Origin of the sequence: Sphingomonas sp. (assembly GCF_036731925.1) — a bacterium.
Classification (GTDB): Bacteria; Pseudomonadota; Alphaproteobacteria; order Sphingomonadales; family Sphingomonadaceae; genus Sphingomonas.
Genome location: NZ_DAINDJ010000003.1, coordinates 163,743 through 181,644 on the forward strand (window position 1 = coordinate 163,743; position 17,902 = coordinate 181,644).

17 protein-coding genes are annotated in these 17,902 nt (G+C 63.2%); 10 read left to right on the top strand and 7 right to left on the bottom strand.

What is annotated here, in order from left to right; translation table 11 throughout:
- Positions 1 to 37 precede the first annotated feature (37 nt).
- Positions 38 to 805, bottom strand: a complete 768-nt coding sequence (locus V7E00_RS17970; protein WP_333574023.1) for an N-acyl amino acid synthase FeeM domain-containing protein — start codon at positions 803 to 805, stop codon at positions 38 to 40.
- Between the two features lie 273 nt (positions 806 to 1,078).
- On the opposite strand from V7E00_RS17970, the gene V7E00_RS17975 reads away from it, so the two are divergent.
- The 3 genes from V7E00_RS17975 (at position 1,079) to V7E00_RS17985 (ending at position 4,479) form a co-directional block, all read left to right on the top strand.
- A complete protein-coding gene (locus V7E00_RS17975) occupies positions 1,079 to 1,705 on the top strand; it encodes an FxDxF family PEP-CTERM protein (RefSeq protein ID WP_333574024.1) in 627 nt (208 codons plus the stop codon).
- Positions 1,706 to 2,394: 689 nt separating this feature from the next.
- Entirely contained in the window at positions 2,395 to 3,021 is a 627-nt protein-coding gene (locus V7E00_RS17980) for an FxDxF family PEP-CTERM protein (protein ID WP_333574025.1), read from the top strand.
- 942 nt (positions 3,022 to 3,963) lie between these two features.
- Positions 3,964 to 4,479 carry a hypothetical protein gene (locus V7E00_RS17985; protein WP_333574026.1) on the top strand — a complete coding sequence of 172 codons (516 nt, stop codon included), beginning with the start codon at positions 3,964 to 3,966 and terminating at the stop codon, positions 4,477 to 4,479.
- A 397-nt stretch (positions 4,480 to 4,876) separates the two neighbouring features.
- On the opposite strand, the gene V7E00_RS17990 is transcribed toward V7E00_RS17985, so the two are convergent.
- Together V7E00_RS17990 and V7E00_RS17995 are read right to left on the bottom strand one after the other, a co-directional pair.
- The gene (locus V7E00_RS17990) at positions 4,877 to 5,767 is read right to left on the bottom strand and encodes a DMT family transporter (protein ID WP_333574027.1); all 891 of its coding nucleotides are present in this window, start codon (positions 5,765 to 5,767) and stop codon (positions 4,877 to 4,879) included.
- An 88-nt stretch (positions 5,768 to 5,855) separates the two neighbouring features.
- Positions 5,856 to 6,800: an NAD-dependent epimerase/dehydratase family protein gene (locus tag V7E00_RS17995; protein WP_333574028.1), complete on the bottom strand. Its 945-nt coding sequence runs from the start codon at positions 6,798 to 6,800 to the stop codon at positions 5,856 to 5,858.
- Positions 6,801 to 6,890: 90 nt separating this feature from the next.
- On the opposite strand from V7E00_RS17995, the gene V7E00_RS18000 reads away from it, so the two are divergent.
- Entirely contained in the window at positions 6,891 to 7,784 is an 894-nt protein-coding gene (locus V7E00_RS18000) for a LysR family transcriptional regulator (protein ID WP_333574161.1), read from the top strand.
- 242 nt (positions 7,785 to 8,026) lie between these two features.
- Here V7E00_RS18000 and V7E00_RS18005 read toward each other — a convergent pair whose 3' ends face one another.
- Positions 8,027 to 8,932, bottom strand: coding sequence for a LysR family transcriptional regulator (locus tag V7E00_RS18005; protein WP_333574029.1), 906 nt, complete (start codon positions 8,930 to 8,932; stop codon positions 8,027 to 8,029).
- An 86-nt stretch (positions 8,933 to 9,018) separates the two neighbouring features.
- On the opposite strand from V7E00_RS18005, the gene V7E00_RS18010 reads away from it, so the two are divergent.
- The 4 genes from V7E00_RS18010 to V7E00_RS18025 all read left to right on the top strand — a co-directional run bounded on the left by V7E00_RS18010 (position 9,019) and on the right by V7E00_RS18025 (position 12,830).
- The gene (locus V7E00_RS18010; protein WP_333574030.1) at positions 9,019 to 10,053 is read left to right on the top strand and encodes an aldo/keto reductase; all 1,035 of its coding nucleotides are present in this window, start codon (positions 9,019 to 9,021) and stop codon (positions 10,051 to 10,053) included.
- Complete coding sequence (locus tag V7E00_RS18015; RefSeq protein WP_333574031.1) at positions 10,050 to 11,210, top strand: MFS transporter; 1,161 nt, start codon at positions 10,050 to 10,052, stop codon at positions 11,208 to 11,210. The genes V7E00_RS18010 and V7E00_RS18015 overlap by 4 nt, the downstream gene beginning before the upstream one ends.
- 32 nt (positions 11,211 to 11,242) lie before the next feature.
- Positions 11,243 to 11,440, top strand: coding sequence for a hypothetical protein (locus V7E00_RS18020; RefSeq protein WP_333574032.1), 198 nt, complete (start codon positions 11,243 to 11,245; stop codon positions 11,438 to 11,440).
- A 292-nt stretch (positions 11,441 to 11,732) separates the two neighbouring features.
- Positions 11,733 to 12,830: a winged helix-turn-helix domain-containing protein gene (locus V7E00_RS18025; protein WP_333574162.1), complete on the top strand. Its 1,098-nt coding sequence runs from the start codon at positions 11,733 to 11,735 to the stop codon at positions 12,828 to 12,830.
- 280 nt (positions 12,831 to 13,110) lie between these two features.
- Here V7E00_RS18025 and V7E00_RS18030 read toward each other — a convergent pair whose 3' ends face one another.
- Entirely contained in the window at positions 13,111 to 14,127 is a 1,017-nt protein-coding gene (locus tag V7E00_RS18030) for a LysR family transcriptional regulator (protein ID WP_333574033.1), read from the bottom strand.
- 23 nt (positions 14,128 to 14,150) lie between these two features.
- Here V7E00_RS18030 and V7E00_RS18035 point away from each other — a divergent pair, with 23 nt between their 5' ends.
- Positions 14,151 to 15,068: an NmrA/HSCARG family protein gene (locus tag V7E00_RS18035; RefSeq protein ID WP_333574034.1), complete on the top strand. Its 918-nt coding sequence runs from the start codon at positions 14,151 to 14,153 to the stop codon at positions 15,066 to 15,068.
- A 329-nt stretch (positions 15,069 to 15,397) separates the two neighbouring features.
- Here the strand turns inward: V7E00_RS18035 and V7E00_RS18040 are convergent, their stop codons facing one another.
- Positions 15,398 to 15,940, bottom strand: a complete 543-nt coding sequence (locus V7E00_RS18040) for a hypothetical protein (protein WP_333574035.1) — start codon at positions 15,938 to 15,940, stop codon at positions 15,398 to 15,400.
- 83 nt (positions 15,941 to 16,023) lie between these two features.
- Between V7E00_RS18040 and V7E00_RS18045 the strand changes: the two genes are divergently transcribed.
- Complete coding sequence (locus V7E00_RS18045) at positions 16,024 to 17,082, top strand: winged helix-turn-helix domain-containing protein (protein WP_333574036.1); 1,059 nt, start codon at positions 16,024 to 16,026, stop codon at positions 17,080 to 17,082.
- A gap of 58 nt (positions 17,083 to 17,140) precedes the next feature.
- Here V7E00_RS18045 and V7E00_RS18050 read toward each other — a convergent pair whose 3' ends face one another.
- Positions 17,141 to 17,878, bottom strand: coding sequence for a PEP-CTERM sorting domain-containing protein (locus V7E00_RS18050; RefSeq protein ID WP_333574037.1), 738 nt, complete (start codon positions 17,876 to 17,878; stop codon positions 17,141 to 17,143).
- Between the last annotated feature and the right edge of the window lie 24 nt (positions 17,879 to 17,902).

Consider the following 17,902-nt stretch of genomic DNA (forward strand, 5'->3'; position numbering starts at 1 on the left):
AGCCCGGTATCGCGCCCTGGCACAACGTGGGTGCAGATTATGCCTGCCCTGCGGGTTGTCGATCGATGGCGCAAGCGCCCTCAAGGTCACGGAAAGCTGTGGCTAGCGATGCTTCTTCGCCTTCCCGCAGAAAATAGGGGTACAGTGACCGCGGATTGCTCTTGCCCGCTTCCCTGTGACTCCTGATGTTTGCTCTTATCGCATCGACGCTGAGCCAGAGCAGATGGGAGGGCGCCTGAACACTTACATTTGTTCGAGCGTCTGCCACAGGGCGAAAGCCTAGCATCGCTTCGTAGAAGGCTCGGTGCCGGGGATGCACTTCAATGAAGAGGTCTGTGCATCGGTGCTTGGACGATCCGTAAATCAGCACAGCATGGAACAGGTGTGCCAAGCGGGGTCGAGCCGGAGTAGACGCGTCGAACGCGAACTTCGTCAGCTCACAAATGCTGGAGCCTGGAGCGGCACGGAAAGTGTCGAGGATATCTTCAAAGGTGCGGTCAGCGGCAAGGCCAGCGGCCCCGTCGACGGTCAGGGTCAGCGTGCCGACCAGCCCTTCGGCCGAGGCAGCAAGAAAGGTGGTGCAAGCTTCTCCCTCAGGAATTTTATGATCGCTGCCATAGCCGCGCCACCCGTACATTCTGTTGAGAAGCTCCGCCGCCTGCGATCGCTGTTGCCGATTTGACGCGACCTGGATTCCGTAATCCGCAAGGGCTGCACGCGGATTGTGGTGCAGACACTCCGTCGCCAAGGATCCAGCGCCGGCTGGCGTACGTCCGGCAGCCGCGTTCACTACGTCTAATGTCATGATTTGCCCCGTCATTTTGCTCTCGACCCAAGCTACGGGTACCCCGAGAACAAAACATTTACGCTAAGGGTTACCCGCATTTAGGCCTGTCCGTTCCGAAAACGCGGCGGAATTTTGGCCTACGTGGAACGATCTGGCTGGCAGCGATGCGGGGCAGGCCGGTTAGCTCGGTTCACCGCAAATTTGCTGAATGGAACCAAGCACTTGGCTAAGCGTTCGGCACTGCGGCCGAACATCCTTAACGGCCTAGTACCTTTTCAGGGAGACTACTGTATGAAGCGCTATCTCGCGGCCGTTGCCGCCATTTCGGCGGGCCTTCTTGGCACGACCGCAGCCCAGGCTGCAACCACGATCATCACCCCGAGCGTGCAGCCGAAGGGCACTACCTTCGTCGTGTCGGGCGACCCGTTCTCCGGTCCGGTCGCGGCAACGTTCGGTCACACCGGCATCGCCAAGGGCGCTTTCACGGACATCTTCCAGTTCACGCTCGGTCAGGACGGCACCGGCAGCGGTTCTGTGACGACCAGCGTCACCAAGACTGGCTTCCTGAAGTTCACTGACCTCGACATCACTTCGGTCGTCTTCAACGGCCTCGCTGCGAGCAGCACGCTGTTCGATCTCGGCGGCAAGGTTTGCTCTACCCGCGGTGTCGGCAGCTGCGGAGCCAGCGAGTCCTTCGCTCTCACGGACGCTATGGTGAAGGCCGGCGTGCTGAACACCATCACCATCACCGGCGTCTCGCGCGGTCTGGGCTCCTATGGCAGCAACGCAACCTTCGATCCGTCCGCAGTTCCCGAGCCGGCCTCGTGGGGCCTTATGATCGCCGGCATCGGTGCGGCCGGCTTCAGCCTGCGCCGTCGTCGCTCGAGCAGCGCTCGCCGTCCGGCTCAGGCAGCCTGAAGTAATCTGCGCTTCTAGTACTGTTGCTTCTTATGGAGCAACAGCATTAGAGTGGGTCGGCTAAGAAATGCTGACCACGGGGCGACAAAGGCAAAAGGGCCCAGGTAGACACCCCTGGGCCCTTCGCTTGCCGGTCCACCTGAAATGCAGATGGCGGCTAAGATTGTTCCATAGCTAACCGCAGGCGCTAGTGAACTTGACGCGAACGTTCGCAGAGGTCAAGTAGGTTAGCGTTATAAGGAGCGATGCCGAGCGTGGGCGTCTGAAAGTCACAAGCAGCTCGGCGAGTAGAGGCGTCAAGAAGCGCTAGAAGGGGTAGGTCCCTTCTTCACCCCAACGAAGATGGTGGGCGTTGGCAGCTGTTCGTCTTCCACGTGTTCGACAGGCCAATCAGCCTTTCCAGAAGTCGCCGCCTCACACCGCTAGAGCGGCGCTGCGGGCGACTTGAACTGAATGGCTTGCTGCCATTCATCGGCCAGGGCGCGCGCATTCAAGCGTTTACGCGGACGTCAGCGATGGTGAGAAAAGGCGCAGCGGCTCAGATCATTTATAGCCATGTCCCAGCTGCTCCATTTCGGGACAGATCCTCGCCAAGCTGCAATCCTAGAGTTGAAACCAACGGCGATGCCGACCGTTCCGCCGCCACCAGGCTCGTTAATGGTCTGTTAATGTGTGCAGGGAGAGTTTGTATGAAGCGTTATCTTACGGCTGTTGCCGCGATCTCCGCAAGCATCCTCGGCGCGACTGCAGCCGATGCTGCGACCACGATCATCACCCCTAGCGTCCAGCCTGCTGGAACAACATTCGTCGTTGCCGGCAATCCGTTCTCCGGCCCTGTCGCTGCGACCTTTGGCCACACCGGCATTGCGGCCGGCGACTTCACCGACCTCTTCCAATTCACGCTCGGGCAGGATGGCACCGGAAGCGGTTCGGTGACGACCAGTGTGACCCAAACTGCTTTCCTGATGTCAACGGATCTCGACATCACCTCCGTTCTCTTCAACGGCTTGAACGCAGAGCGCACGCTTTTCGATCTCGACAACAAGGTGTGCACCACTCGTGGCGTCGGTAGCTGCGGCGCCAGCGAATCTTTCGCGCTCACTGACGCGATGGTGAAGGCCGGCGTGCTCAACACCATCACCATAACCGGTGTGTCGCGAGGCCTGGGGTCGTATGGCGGTAATGCCACCTTTGATCCTTCGGCAGTTCCTGAGCCCGCGTCATGGGGCCTTATGATCGCTGGCTTCGGGGCTGCAGGTTTGAGCCTCCGGCGTCGCCGCTCCAGCGGCTCGCGCCGGCTTGCTCAGGCGGGCTGAGGCCAGACCTACGCGCCCCCATGTCGCCGGATGGCATGCGAACGGCAGCGGAGCGCGGGATCTGAACGCTCTCATAAGATAGTAGCACTGTTAGAGGGGCTCAGGTGGACGAACCTGGGCCCTTCCCTTATCGGTTGCTCCAAAGCTCCATGTTGCGCCCAGCGCACATCCCGAAGTTCGATCGATAGGTACAGATCGCGCCGGGAGAGGAGGGCGAGCGGCAGTGGGGTGGAGGGCACCGCGCAAGTTGAGCGCCCACTTCCGGCCGTTAAGAGGTGCTCGACGGCTTCCCAGAAGCGGGCATTCGGTTCAAGCTGGCTACGGTCGCAACGATCGTCTGGCCAGATGATGCTTTCGTTGACAGGCAGACAGCGAAGGCTCTCTTCGAGGTCGCTTCGGCTAGTCGGCGAGCCGTTGGCTAATCCGCTTCCGGCAGCAGCCCGAGTGCGCTACCCATAGTGCCGCCGGGGGAGAGGACCCTCCCGAGATTGAGCGGGGCGGGTATGATAGGTTCGACACTGCTGGCGATCGCTGCCTTCACGCTTACCGAAAACATCCCGCCACCGGTCGACCCATTGGCCGCTCAAATAGAGACGGGCGATGCAGACCGGTTCGCGGCCCTGTTTGAGCGCACAAATGGCCGACCAACTGCAGCACAGCTCCAGCATGAATATCTAGATCAAGGCAGTTAATGCCGTCAGGGTTTTTACACCTAACCGCATTCGCGATGCGTCGTACCTCGCGTCCAGAATAGCAGCGAAGCCTGACCTATATGCTAAGGCGATCCGAACCTGTCTTCCGATTGCCAAGCAAACTACATCGGAACTTCGCGCTACGTATCTAGCCTTTCATGGGCTTCTTCCAGAGCGAGCGCTCCCGCGTATATATTTGGTAGTCGGAGCGGACAATTCGGGCGGCACCGCTGGGCCGGGCGCTCAGGTGTTGGGCCTCGAGACGCTTTGTCGCATATCGGAGACCCCCGAGCAGCTCCGCACGATCCTTCGTGGCTTTTACGCCCACGAGACGGTGCACGTATTCCAGTCCGATGATGACGGGGATAAAGGGAACGCTCTGCTACGCGAGGTTCTGACCGAAGGCGCAGCCGACTTCGTCGCCATGCTCGTCACTGGGCAGCAGATGGATCCAGCACGCGCTGCTTGGGCGAAGCCTCGTGAGGCGAAGCTATGGGAGCAGTTCCAAGCTGACCTCAAAACGACGGCGGGCCTACGAATTAACGAGATGAAGCCAGGAACGCCGGCAGCCGAGAGCGTTCATCGGTGGGTGGCTAACTATGGCAGTGCCCCGGCGGGATGGCCGGGGGAGGCTGGCTATTGGTTGGGACAGCGAATCTGGGAGCGCTGGTACAACCGGCAGCCGGATAAAGCGGCAGCGATTCGAGCTATGCTGGAATTAGGGGACCCAGAAGCCGTTCTGGCAACAGGGAGCTTCGTGAAGTAGCAAAGGACTCGATTATCCAGCGAAGCCGTACCGCGACGTTCTGACGGCAGCGCGCCCAAAGTCGGCCATTAGAAGGTGCTCGACGGCTTCCCAGAAGCGGACATGGCGCGAGCCTGGTTCGCAGTAGGTCCGACGCGCGGGCAGGGGAGGGGGTACCCAGCTGCGCAACTACTCTCAGACGGCCAACAAGGCGACTGATCAACCAAAAAGCGGAACCGGGCAAACGGCCCGCAGATCCACCTCGCCAAGGACCGGAAGTGGGACGAAGCGGTCGTTATCGGTTGGTACGACGAACGACAGCTCTTGTGAAAAGCCGACACTGAACGGTGGCTGGAGAAGCGTTGCAAAAGCCATGAGCACCGACCTATGGCAGTTTTCTGAGCCCCTCATAGGCAGATTACCCAGCCGCCTCGTTCGGCGGTCCTGCTGTCGGTCGGCTTCGGGCCAGGATCACGCCTCCCAGCGCTGCGGCGAACCCCAGCAGCTGCAGCGGAACAAGTTGCTCATTGAAGATCAGCCAGGCTTCGACCGCCGCTAGCGGCGGGACGAGCAGGAGTAGCGCGCTGACCCGCGTCGCGCCCTGCGTACGGGTCATCCAAACCAGCAGGGAAACGCCAACAACCGAAAGCCCCAGCACAGACCAGCCTAGACCAATCCATAGCGGCGGCACGTTGATCCAACGGTCCTGTCCGAGCAACAGCGCAGCCGCTCCGCAAATTAGCGCCCCCGCCATATTCTGGACTGCACCAGCAACGAACACCGGGTCACTCGCGGCCTTGCCACGCTGGATCATCGTGCCGGCAGCCATGGCGATGATCGCACCAACGGCCGCGGCCAGCGCCAAGGGCGTGATGGGCTGCCCTCCGCTACGGCCGAGAATCGGATAGAGCACCAGCACCACTCCGGCTAATCCGATTGACAACCCGAGCCACGCGCGCAAGCGCAAGCGCTCGCCCAGCAGCACGAACGACCCCACCGCAACGATTAGCGGCTGAAGTGCTCCCAAGAGCGCCATGACGCCCGCAGGCATACCGTTGCCGATTGCCCACCAACTTGCCCCTAGATACACGCCGTTCAGCAGCCCGCCTGCCGCAAAGTGGAGCGCCAGACCCCGCCATCGGGGTAATCGCTGACCTGCCAACAGGGCGGCGACGCCCAGCAACAACGCCGTGAGGAGAAGGCGGGCAGCGAGTACGAGTTCCGCGTCCGCATAGGGCGTCGTCGCCCGCGCCACGATGAATCCGGTGGACCAGATCAGAACGAAAAGTATCGGCGCTAACAGCTGCATGGCGTCGCCCTTTGCAGATCGAAGGTGCGTCAGTCGAGGGTAAGCATGAAGGTATCGGCACGCCGCCGACCGCCACGCCCCGGCGGCATCAGATGCATTGCAGATCGGTCAGCGTTGTGCGCACCGCTTCCAAGAGCGGCGTATGGGGCTCGCCGCCGAGCGTCGCCACGAGCCGGTCGTTGAGCAATCGAACCGGCTGCCGCCAGAGATAGCGCATCTCCATCATCTCGCGCGGCGTGGTCGCCACCAGCGCCGCGAGGCGAAGCAGCCACCAGGGCAGCGGACGGATCGGCACGGCCGGATCCCCGAGCACACGGGCGATGGCCTGCACCATCTGGCGCCCGTCAGGGTCCCAGTGCCCCTCCATGTGGAACGCGGCGAAGGGCGGCAGGTCCGCGCGCTCCAGCAGCCGCACCATGGTTTCCGCGACGTCGGGCAAGTACGCCCATTGATGGCCGACGCCGCGCGTGCCCGGATTGCGGATGACCTTGGGACGCGCGCCAGGAATCACCAGACCCTGCCCGAACCAGTTGTTCGCCGCACCGGGGCCGAAAAAATCGCCCGCCCGAACAATGAGCACGCTGCACTTACCTTGTTCCGCCGCGGTGCGGAGCCGCTGCTCCATCTCCACCCGGATCAGGCCTTTCCGCGTCTTCGGCGTCTGCGGTGCGTCCTCGCGGATGTTCGGGAACACGTTCGGCCCAAAGTTATAGACCGTCCCTGGCAGCAGGATGCGGGCGCCGCTCGCGGATGCGGCGCGGATCGTGTTCTCGAGCATCGGCAAGACGAGGCGATCCCAGTCGCGGTAGCCCGGCGGATTGACCGCATGGACGACGACCGACGCGCTCTCGGCAGCGGATGCGACAGACTCCGCATCCATCGCGTCCCCTATCACAGCCTCGCATCCTGTCAGAAAATCGGCAGTGGCACGGCGGGTCAAAGCCCTGACCGCCCAACCGCCAGCGATCAGACGACGCATCACGGCACCACCGACGCCACCCGACGCGCCCAGAACCAACGCTGTTTTCTTCATCGTTCGCCTCCTTCTTTGTCCGGAGGAAGATGACGCCGACGATGATGAACGAGAATTGTCGTATTGTGTGCAGCTGCTATACGAAAATTGATGAGCAAGGAACCGAGTTGGGATGTTTACCGCAGCTTCGCAGCGGTGCTGCAGCAGGGCTCGCTGTCGGCTGCGTCGCGCGCGCTCGGCCTGACCCAGCCGAGTATTGCCCGCCATATCGATGCACTGGAGCAGGCGATCGGTGGCACGCTGTTCGTCCGTTCGCAGCGGGGTCTGTCTCCCACCGATCGGGCGTTGGCGCTAGGCCCACACGCCGAAGCCCTTGTCGCGGCGGCGGAAGCGCTCCGCAGATCCGCCGAAGGTGCGCCGGGGATGCCAGAGGGCACAGTGCGCATCACTGCCAGCCAGGCAGTGGGGGCACACCACCTGCCGGCAATCGTGACGGGCCTCCGCCGCGCGCAACCCAGGCTGCACTTCGAACTGGCGCTGACCGACGATCTGGACGACCTGCTGCAACGTCAGGCTGACATCGCCATACGCATGGCGCAGCCCGAGCAGAAATCGCTGGTGGCCAAGCGCGTCGGCGCCGTGCGCCTCGGCTTCTACGCACATCGCAGCTATCTTAGGCGAAGAGGCGTGCCCAGCCGGCTCGAGGATCTCGCCGAACACGACCTGATCGGCTTCGACACCGAGACACCGTTCACCAGGGCAGGCATGCGCCATTTGCCGGGGATCGACCGTTCAATGTTCGCCTTGCGTGTAGACGATGCGACAGCGCAGTTCGAAGCTATCCGGGCCGAATTCGGCATCGGTATCTGCCAGACCGCCGTGGCAAGGCGGGATCCGGATCTTTGCCGTGTGCTGAAGGACGTCTTCGATCTGCCTCTTCCGGTGTGGATTGTAATGCATGAGGACCTACGAAACGGCAGCCGCTACAGGTTCACCTTCGACGCGCTCGTGCAGGCATTCGCTGAGATTACGCGAGCTGCGTAAGGCGCGCATCATTCTAGGTTGGCGGCGGAGTTGGGCCCGGTTTTCCAATCAGGTCCCCTCAAGTGGTTCGGAAGCACCATCGTGCGCTACGCCTGACCGTCGGGTTTCAGCCCTAGCCGCCGTTCCACCCGCTTATGGGCACGGCTTGAGTTGGTCGGCGGCTGCCGAACGTTCTTGGTCGTAATCTGCTAGAAGGCTTCTGAGCGCAGAACGCCGCAGCGTACTTGGCCTTGAGCAAGACGCTATCGGAGGTTGGCGGCGAGGAAATCTACGAATACCCGTACCCGCGCCGGCACATTCGAGCCGCCCACGAACACCGCGTGGATTTGCTCGACGTCGCCGGGGTTGAACGCCTCAAGGAGCGGCACAAGCGCGCCGCTTGCGATCTCCTCGGCCACGCTGAAGGCACCCACCCGCGCGATGCCAACCCCGATTGCCGCCAACTGCCCGAGCGTCTCGCCATTATTGGCTTCGACTCCACCGCGCACCGATAGCGCGAAGTCATGGCCACCGCGGCGGAACGGCCAAACGGGTTCGGAACGACGAAAGCTGAAATTCAGGCAATTATGGGCGAACAGGTCCTCGGGCACCTGCGGCATTCCGTGGCGCGCGAGATAGTGCGGCGCGGCGACGATCACCCGCCGGGTCTCGCCAAGCTTGCGGGCGGTAAGCGAACTGTCCGGCAGCGGTCCGAACCGCACCGCGACATCGGCCTGCCCCGCAGCGATGTCGACCAGAGTATCGGTCAGCGCGATGTCGATCAGGATATCGGGGTAGAGCGCGGCGAACGTGCCGAGCAGCGGCACCACGCACAGCCGCCCGTGCGATAGCGCTGCGCTGACCCGCAATCGCCCCCGCGGGCTGCCCTGATCGGCGATCTGCTGCTCCGCATCGTCGAGATCGGCGAGGATCCGCCGCGCCGCCTGCAGATAGGCGCGGCCCTCGGCGGTGAGCGAGAGCGCCCGGGTGGAGCGCAGCAACAGGCGCACGCCCAGCCGCGCCTCGATCCGGTCGACCGCGCGCGCCACCGCCGATGGGCTCATGCCCAAATGCCGCGCCGCAGCCGAGAAGCTGCCCTGCTCGATCACCGCAGCGAACAGCGCCAGCGCATGCGCCCGGTCGCTGCCGCTACTCAGCTTTGCGTCCATTGCACAAATCCTTCGCGTTCGCCCCAGCTACACCGCCGCTGCCAGGCCGTCCATCTTTGCCCGGACTAAGCAACAGGACGGTGATCATGGAATATCGGCAATTGGGACGATCGGGGCTGCGCGTGCCCGCGCTCAGCTTCGGCGCAGGCACCTTCGGCGGTCAGGGGCCGTTGTTCAGCGCCTGGGGCCAGAGCGATGCGACCGAGGCACGCCGGCTGATCGACATCTGCCTCGATGCCGGCGTGACGCTGTTTGACACTGCCGACGTCTATTCGGGCGGCGCCTCGGAGGAAATCCTGGGCTCGGCGATCCGCGGCCGCCGCGACGCGGTGCTACTCTCGACCAAGACCGGGTTGCCGACGGGCGACGGCCCGCAGGACTGGGGTGCCTCGCGCGCGCGGCTAATCCGTGCGGTCGAAGATGCGCTGCGCCGCCTGGGCACCGACCATATCGACCTGCTCCAGCTGCACGCCTTCGACGCCTCCACCCCGACCGAGGAAGTGATGGGCACGTTCGACCTGCTGATCGCTTCCGGCAAGGTGCGCTATGCCGGCGTATCTAACTATCCCGGCTGGCAGGTGATGAAGGCGCAGGCCCTCGCCGAGCGCCATGGCTGGCCGCGGCTGGTCGCCCACCAGGTCTATTACTCGCTGATCGGCCGCGCCTATGAGGCGGACCTGATGCCGCTCGCCGTCGACCAGGGCGTGGGCGCGCTGGTATGGAGCCCGCTCGGCTGGGGCCGGCTGACCGGGAAGATCGGCCGCGATCGCCCGATCCCGGAAGGCAGCCGCCTGCATGCGACCGAGCAGTTCGCGCCGCCGGTCGAGGCCGAGCATCTCTACCGCGTCGTCGATGTGCTGGAAGCGGTCGCCGCCGAGACCGGCAAGACCGTGCCGCAGATCGCGATCAACTGGCTGCTGCAGCGTCCGACCGTGTCTTCGGTGATCATCGGCGCCCGCGACGAGGCGCAGCTGCGCCAGAATCTCGGCGCCGTCGGTTGGGCGCTGAGCGCGGAGCAGATCGCCACGCTCGATCGCGCCAGCGACGTGCTGCCGCCCTATCCGCACACCCCCTATCGCCAGCAGGAGGGCTTTGCCCGCCTGGCACCGAGCCACGTATGAAGAACCAACTCGGCCTGCTGGCCCTCGCGGTCGGTGCGTTCGGCATCGGCGTCACCGAATTCGCGCCGATGGGGCTGCTGCCTGTCATTGCGAAGGATCTGCGGGTCTCCATCCCCGCGGCAGGGCTGCTGATCAGCGCCTATGCGCTGGGCGTAATGATCGGCGCGCCGCTGATGACGCTGACCACCGGACGGGTGCCGCGGCGGATGCTGCTGATCGGCCTCGCGGGCATCTTCACCGTAGGCAATCTACTCGCGGCGGTGTCCGACAGCTATGCGATGCTGCTCGTCGCCCGCGTGCTCACCTCGTTCAACCACGGCGCCTTTTTCGGGGTCGGATCGGTCGTGGCGGCGGGGCTGGTAGCGCCCGAGCGCCGGGCCAGCGCGGTCGCCTCGATGTTTATGGGGCTGACTCTTGCCAATGTGGTGGGTGTACCGCTCGCCACCTGGGCGGGCGAGCATCTCGGGTGGCGCGCGTCCTTCTGGGGCATCGCCGCCCTGGGCGTGCTGACGATGGCAGCACTCCGGCTGACCCTGCCCGCGCTTCCCGCGCCCGCAGGCGGCAACGTGCGCGCAGAGCTCCGGGTGCTCACCCGCAAGCAGGTACTGGGCGCGCTGGCGCTGACCGTGATCGGATCGAGCGCGATGTTCACCGTGTTCACCTATATCACGCCGATCCTGCGTGACGCGACGCATGCCTCGCTGGGCTTCATCACCGCGATGCTGGTGGTCTATGGTCTCGGGCTCACGGCGGGCAACTGGCTGGGCGGCCGCTTTGCCGATCGCTCGGTCGACCGGACCTTGCTGATCACGCTGGCGGGCCTGTCTGCCATCCTGATCGCCTTTGCCCTGCTGATGCCGCAGGCGGGACCGAGCGCGGTGCTGATCTTCCTGTGGGGAGTCGCGAGCTTCGCGCTGGTGCCGCCGCTGCAGGTGCGGGTGATGACCGCGGCAGCGGACGCCCCGAACCTCGCCTCGGCGGTTAATATCGGCGCATTCAATCTTGGTAACGCGTCCGGTGCCGCGCTGGGGGGCGGCGTGATCGCCGCGGGACTTGGCTATCCGGCCGTGGCGCTGGCAGGCGCCGCGACATCGCTGATGGGGCTAGTGGCGCTTTGGACGACCAGCCGCCATAAAGCTGCGCGGCAACCCGACTAGCAATGCGCTTCCCGAGCCGCCGTCGAGGAGGGATGAAGTTCAACGCTTCCTCACCAACGACGTTTGGCGCCGCTCGGCAGAAGTGCCAGCTTGATAACAGCAAGCAGCTTATGAGCAACGACGGCTATCGGGACGGCTCGACACACCTCGATCGATCCATATTGAGCGCGCTGCTGCCGGACGAATGGAAGGAATGGCAATGGCAGCTGTTCCAGGAGCTACCGTTGTAACGGAGGCTGGGAGCGGCATATGGTGGTCGGCAGATGCCATTGGAGATAGCCGGCAGCCTCCCCTTCGCGCCATACAGTCTGCGCCGGCCTTTGGCATGCTCGGTGAGCCGGCTGAACCGAGGGAACGGGGCGCAGCCGTCTACATGCAACGGATCGGTTGCCAATGCCACTTCGCTTGACCTCGCCCATTCTCCGATCAATCAGCGAAGAGATGACGACCAGCCTTTCCCTCGCTGATGCACGGCGGATTGCTCTAGCCGCGCAGGGGTTTGGATCGCGATACCCTTCGAAGGTGGGCGCGGCTCAGTTACGCCGAACTTTAGACCGCCTTGGGCTTTTCCAGATCGACAGCGTTAACGTGCTGACGCGCGCACACTATCTACCAGCCTTCTCACGGCTGGGCATTTACGATCGTGCACTCCTCGAGCGCGATGCATGGGGCCCCAAATGTGGCCGACGCCTTTTCGAGTATTGGGCGCATGAAGCTTCGCTCCTCCCGATAGGTCTGCATCCGCTGTTCCGGTGGCGGATGGCGAAAGCCGAACGCGGCGAGACCGGGTACACTGCGCTCAGGCGCTTTGCGAACGAGCGCAGCACCGAAGCTGATGCGGTGCTCGCGCGGATTGCTGCCGATGGCCCACTCGCCGCCGCCGACTTCGAGAACGGCTCAAGTCGGAGCGGCTGGTGGGAGTGGAGCCACACCAAGCACGCGCTGGAGTATCTTTTCTGGGCGGGGCGCATCACCACCGCAACGCGGCGTGGCAGTTTCGCGCGCCTGTACGATTTGACAGAGCGGGTGATCCCGGCGGACGTCCTCGCACTCCCCACACCGAGTGCGGCGACCGCGCAGCGCCTACTCATCGAGCGCAGCGCACGGGCGCTCGGTGTCGCCACGTCCGCGGATCTCCGCGACTACTTTCGGTTGAAACCCGCCGAGGGGGATCCGGCAATAGCGAGCTTGGTCGAGGAGGGTATCCTTGAACCGGTCAAGGTTGCGGGCTGGAGCCAGAAGGCCTGGCTGCATTGTGAAGCAGCGAATCCACGCCGAATTCGCGGTGCTGCGCTGCTGGCACCTTTTGACCCCCTCGTGTGGGAGCGCGGTCGGACAGAGCGGCTGTTCGGCTTCCGCTATCGTATCGAGATCTACGTACCGCAGCCACTTCGCACCCATGGCTATTACGTGCTGCCATTCCTGCTCGATGAAGCGCTGGTAGCGCGGGTGGATCTCAAAGCCGACCGCCAAGATGGCGTGCTGCGAGCGCAGAGGATCACGCTGGAGCGAGATGCGCCGCTCGAGACCCGCGAGCGCCTGGTCATTGAACTCGAACGAATGGCAGAGTGGCTCGGCCTTGGCGCCTTGTTGCTCGGCGAAACCGTCGTGGCTGAATAGGTCGGCGCGTGTCAGCCGCCGGTGCCCGACAATTTTTCGCGTAGCTGTTCTCCACAATCGGTTGACCGCCACCTTTACTGGAGTCGGAGCGCTTACGTCCGCTTTCGGTGAGCTCGATCGCCCTCTCAAATGTCCGGAAGTGGCCGTATTGCAGAACCGCCACTCGCGCGGCCGGACCGACAGCTTTTGGCGTTAGCTGACATACCGAACGCAGGACTGGAACGGCGTATTTTGGTCGGGAGCCGCCATGGCCGAAAATGGTGGAAACCGGACAGGCCGCTCAAACTCGGAGCTCTGATGCTACCCATTCAGCTACCGCCTCGATGAACGCGCGCACCGCGGGTGGAAGAAATGCGCGATCGGCGTACACCAACGCGACCTGCATTTCGGAGCCAATCACACCTTCGAGAACATGCTGAAGCTCGCCATTCTCCAGATGCGGCGCCACGAAGCTCAGCGGCAGGCATGCGATACCCAGTCCTCTGAGTGCTGCATCCCGCAGGAGCGCGATCTCATTGGCGTAAAAGGTGCCTTCGACAAGAAACTTGCCTCCAGAGATCAAGGGCCAATGCGTCTCAGGCAATTCGCCCCGCATAAAGCCTGGAAGGCAGCGGTGGTCGCTGAGGTCCCGGGGTGTACGCGGAATCCCATGCGCCCCCAAGTAAGTAGGGGAGGCGACGGCGATCACCGGATCGCGGAAAAGTGTTCGCGCGATCAAGCCAGGCTGGATTTGGCTGCTCGCGCGCAGGGCCACGTCGTACGCGCCGTGAAGCAAGTCCACAGCCTGGTTCGAGGTATGAACGTGGATACGGAGTTCAGGGTAGCGCTCGGCAAAATCGCAGATCATTGCATTGAAGCTGGGGCTCATGATCGGCGGCACCGACACCCTGAGCTCGCCGCGCATAACCTCGTCAGATGCCCGAACACTTTGTTCGGCAAGACGGACGGCCTCAAGCGCGATGGACGCTTGGCGGTAAAATCGCTCTCCTACCTCGGTGAGGGTCAGGCTGCGCGTGCTGCGACGAAGGAGGCGACTACCCAAGCGCTCCTCCAAACGCGCCAAGCGCCGGCTTAGGGTCGCGCGCGGCACCCGCAGTTCTGCCGCGGCACGCGACATGGACTTCGCTTCGACCGTCTTGGTGAACGCCACCAGCTCGGCGGTCTCAACGGGATCCTCCATTTGAATCAAATCCTGGCAGCTGATGTCAACTCTCGATGCATTGTTCCACTTAACGATCAAACGCAAATATGGGCGGCCCTGGCAGTGAGTGGCGGCCAAGCCACGCGGGCGCTTCATGCCGCAGTCGAGAGAACAAGCTTATGTCATCTGATGAGAAGAAACTGATCGCCGTCTTCGGCGCAACGGGGCAGCAGGGCGGCGGCGTGGTCCGCGCCTTGAAAGCACGCGGTGCTTTCGCGGTCCGCGCTGTGACGCGCGATGCGAGCAAGTACGATGGCCCCGCCGATCAGGTAGTCCAAGCGGACCTGGATCGCCCCGATACACTCGTCGAGGCGCTGAAGGGCGCGCACGGCGTCTTCCTTGTAACCAACTATTGGCAGGAAGGCACGGACGAGTTGCAGCAGGCGACCGCAGCGATCGACGCTGCCAAAGCCGCTGGCGTTGATCATTTCATCTGGTCAACGCTTCCCAATGTCGAGGCAATCAGCGGCGGCAAGTACAAACTTCCGCAGTTTAGCGGCAAAGCGAAGATCGATGCAGTTGTGAAAAGGGCCGGGTTTCCCCACCACAGCTTCGTCGTTCCACCGGCTTATTATCAAAACTTTTCGGGTCAGTTCGGGCCGCAGCCTCAGCAGGACGGAACGCTGGGCTGGACGCTGCCGATCGATCCCGCGGTCCGGTGCTTCCACCTGGGCGACATAGCTGAACTCGGCGACATCGTTGCAGGCGCTTTCGAACATCCCGACAAGGTTGGTAACGGTGCCTATCTGCCGCTCGTCGGAGACTTCCTGCGTTTCAACGACATTCTCAATGTTCTGCGCCAGCAGGGTCACGAGCTCTCCTTCACCCGGGTCCCTGGCGAGGTGTACGCCACGTTCTTCCCAGGAGCCGACGCACTTGCTGAGACCTTGGCCTATTACGAGGACTATACCTATCTCGGTCCGACCGCCTCCGATCAGCAGATCGCGCTTGCGAACGAGGTAGCTGGCAAGGCGCCCGCCACATTCGCGGAGTGGGCACGCGACAATTTCCGCATCGACGCGGCCCCGCAGCATTGATCGACAAGTTCTGAGACGTGCCGCCGCCCCACGACCGGGGCGGCGCGCAAACTCAGAAGCATCAGACGAATGACCGCTTCTGGGGCGGGAGCCGCTAGTGCGGCAAATCGATTCCCGGCACTGGCGCCGATCAGGAGATTGGAGCCGCTAATGGCCGCTTTCGGCTCAAGCTGTCGTTCCCAGCCGGTGATGGGAACGGCGTAACTTGGTCGACAGCCGTCGGTGGCGAATCTCGCATTCTGGTGGAGTGCGGACGGGCAGCAATGCGACGCAAGCGATATACCGGAGAGAGCCTAGTCGAGCTTGGCTGCTCGACAGAGCGGTGACCATCAGCCATGCAGCGCAGACCTGCGGAACAGCGAAGCCGAAAACAGCCAGGCGCCGCTCCAGATGGTTGAAAATACCCACGTAAAGTGCCCCTGCCGCTGCAGGACTGTCGCCACTGCTATCTGTGCAACGGCGGTCGCAAGCATCGCGACTGCCATGCCGCCGGGTCGGAACCGCGCACCCGCCGCGCAAGCCAGGGCAAGAAGCGGAACCAGGTCAAACCACAGGTTTATGTCGTCACTTTCATTCCCCACGATCCCCACCGCAGCATTGACCCAGAGCAGGAGCAGGCCCGCAGCCAGGGCGATCGCTGCACCACCGCGGTAAGCCCAGCTGCCATTTGCGCGAACGGCCATCTCGAAAGCCAAGCCGACGCCGCCCAGCATCACGATGGCGAATGCGAAGTCCGCCATCGTCCAGTTGACCTTGCTGGTGAACTGCATCGCCACGGCCGGCAGGATGATCAGCAGCACAATCGTGCCCCAGCCCACGATCCGCGCTGGTGCCAGTCGTGCCTTCCGACGTTGCTCGATTGCCTTGTTCATGATCTTGCCTCCACATTGCAGCAGCGCCAACGATGAGCGATCCCGTGATGAGCGGCATGAGAAGGATGTGAGTAATCTCTGAAATGAGCACCGACGCGCGACTGTTCGGGCCGTTCCGTCTGGAATGTGGTGATCGCAGGCTGCTGCGCGGGACCGAAGCGATCGATCTGCCTGCGCGCTACATGGATGCGCTGATCCTGCTCGTGAAAGCGGAAGGTGCCCTCGTCACCAAGGACAGTTTCATGCATGAGGTCTGGCGCGGCGTGCCGGTTACCGACGAAGCCCTCACGCAGGCTATCCGCACATTGCGCAAGGCATTAGGTGATAGCGCCGCTGCTCCACAGTTTATCGAGACCGTGCCGAAGCACGGCTATCGCTTCATTGCGCCGCTCGATCTGCCAGCACCTGCCCGGCAGCCAGAACCGACGGCCATGCTGGTCCGCGACAGCATCGTTGGCCGGACTTCAGCCGGCATTGCCGGTGCGCTGCTGGCAGGCGCCCTGGTAGGTTTGCTGTACGGGTTTGCGGGGGCTACTCACTCTGGCGCTGGCGGAACGGTGTCGCTGTTCCTGGTGATCGCCCTCGTGTCGGCCCTTTCAGCCGGAGCGGCGGGGGCCGGCATCGCCGTCGGGATTGCTTTGTCATACAACGTCCGCCCGCACGGCTGGCACTGGCGGGTGGCTGGCGCTGCGTTGGGCGGGGTCACACTCGGCGCGGTGGCCAACATGATCGGGAGAGATACGATCCGCCTGCTGTTCGGTCAGGCGATCGGCGAGTTTTCCGGTGCGCTGGAAGGTTTTGTCGTGGGCGCCGCAACGGGTCTGGCGCTTGTCCTGACGCAGCAGCGGATCAGATATTCCGCCGGCATGGCTGCTCTGCTGGGCGCTGCCGCGGGTCTCATCGTTATCCTGCTGGACGGACGGATGATGGCTGGCAGCCTCCAGACGCTCGTCAGCGCTTTCCCGTCATCACAGTTCCGCTTCGATGGACTTGGACGACTGCTCGGCGAGCGCGGGTTCGGCGCCAGCAGCCGAATGGTCACCGCTGCGTTCGAAGGCGCGGTGTTCGTCGTGGCTATGGTGCAGGCCATGAGTCACTCTCTTGGCAATGGCGGCTCTCGGCAAGCTCCGGATCTGCCCTGAAAGGCCACAATTGGGCGCAAGCCGCCCCGCTGCGCGAATCAGCGCGGCGACGACTGCCTCAACAAACGGTGATGCGCTCCTGCGATCGGCGGACATTCCTACGCCGGCGGAGAACTGCACCGCTAATGCCGACGCCAGCGATGATCAAAGCCCAGTGATCGGGTTCGGGGACGCCACTCGAGAAGCCTCCAACATATGCGCCACTGAGAAAGCCGGTCTGCTTGGTGATCGGGTCGCGCGTCCCGTATCCAAAATTGGAGTAGTAGGTCGGACCTTGTCCCAAGATGCTGTCGAGCGTGAGTGGCATGCCGTCGTCGGCCTGTCGGAGAACACCACCGATGGAGACCATTTGGTTTTTGCCTGCATTCCCACCGAAAGGCTCAGCCGCGTCGCCAACGGTCGCCTTCCCGGCCAGAAAAAAGGTAAAGACGAGTGACTCTTCACTCATGTTCGACCCAGGAAAGAACGAGAAGCCGCGATAGAGTTCAATGAATGGGGTGTACAAAGCATCGGACGACAGCGGGTACGCATAGCTCCCAAGCGTAACTGCCGCGCTTGAGAGGGATAAATCATAGATCGCATAGCCCTGTGAGGCTTCGAACAGCGCTGCCTTCGCGGGATCGAAGGTGAACGAGAAGCTGAAGGCGCTGCCGAGCGGAACCGAGCCGGTCAGCGGGAGCTTGCCTGAGACCTGCGACAGCGTACCGGATCCGCTATACGTCACGGGAGCCGCTGCGGCCCCGGATGCAGCTGCAATGAAACAGCTGGCTACCATCAAGATCGACGTGCGGCGCATGAAAACTCTCCCCTGTTTTCGAGA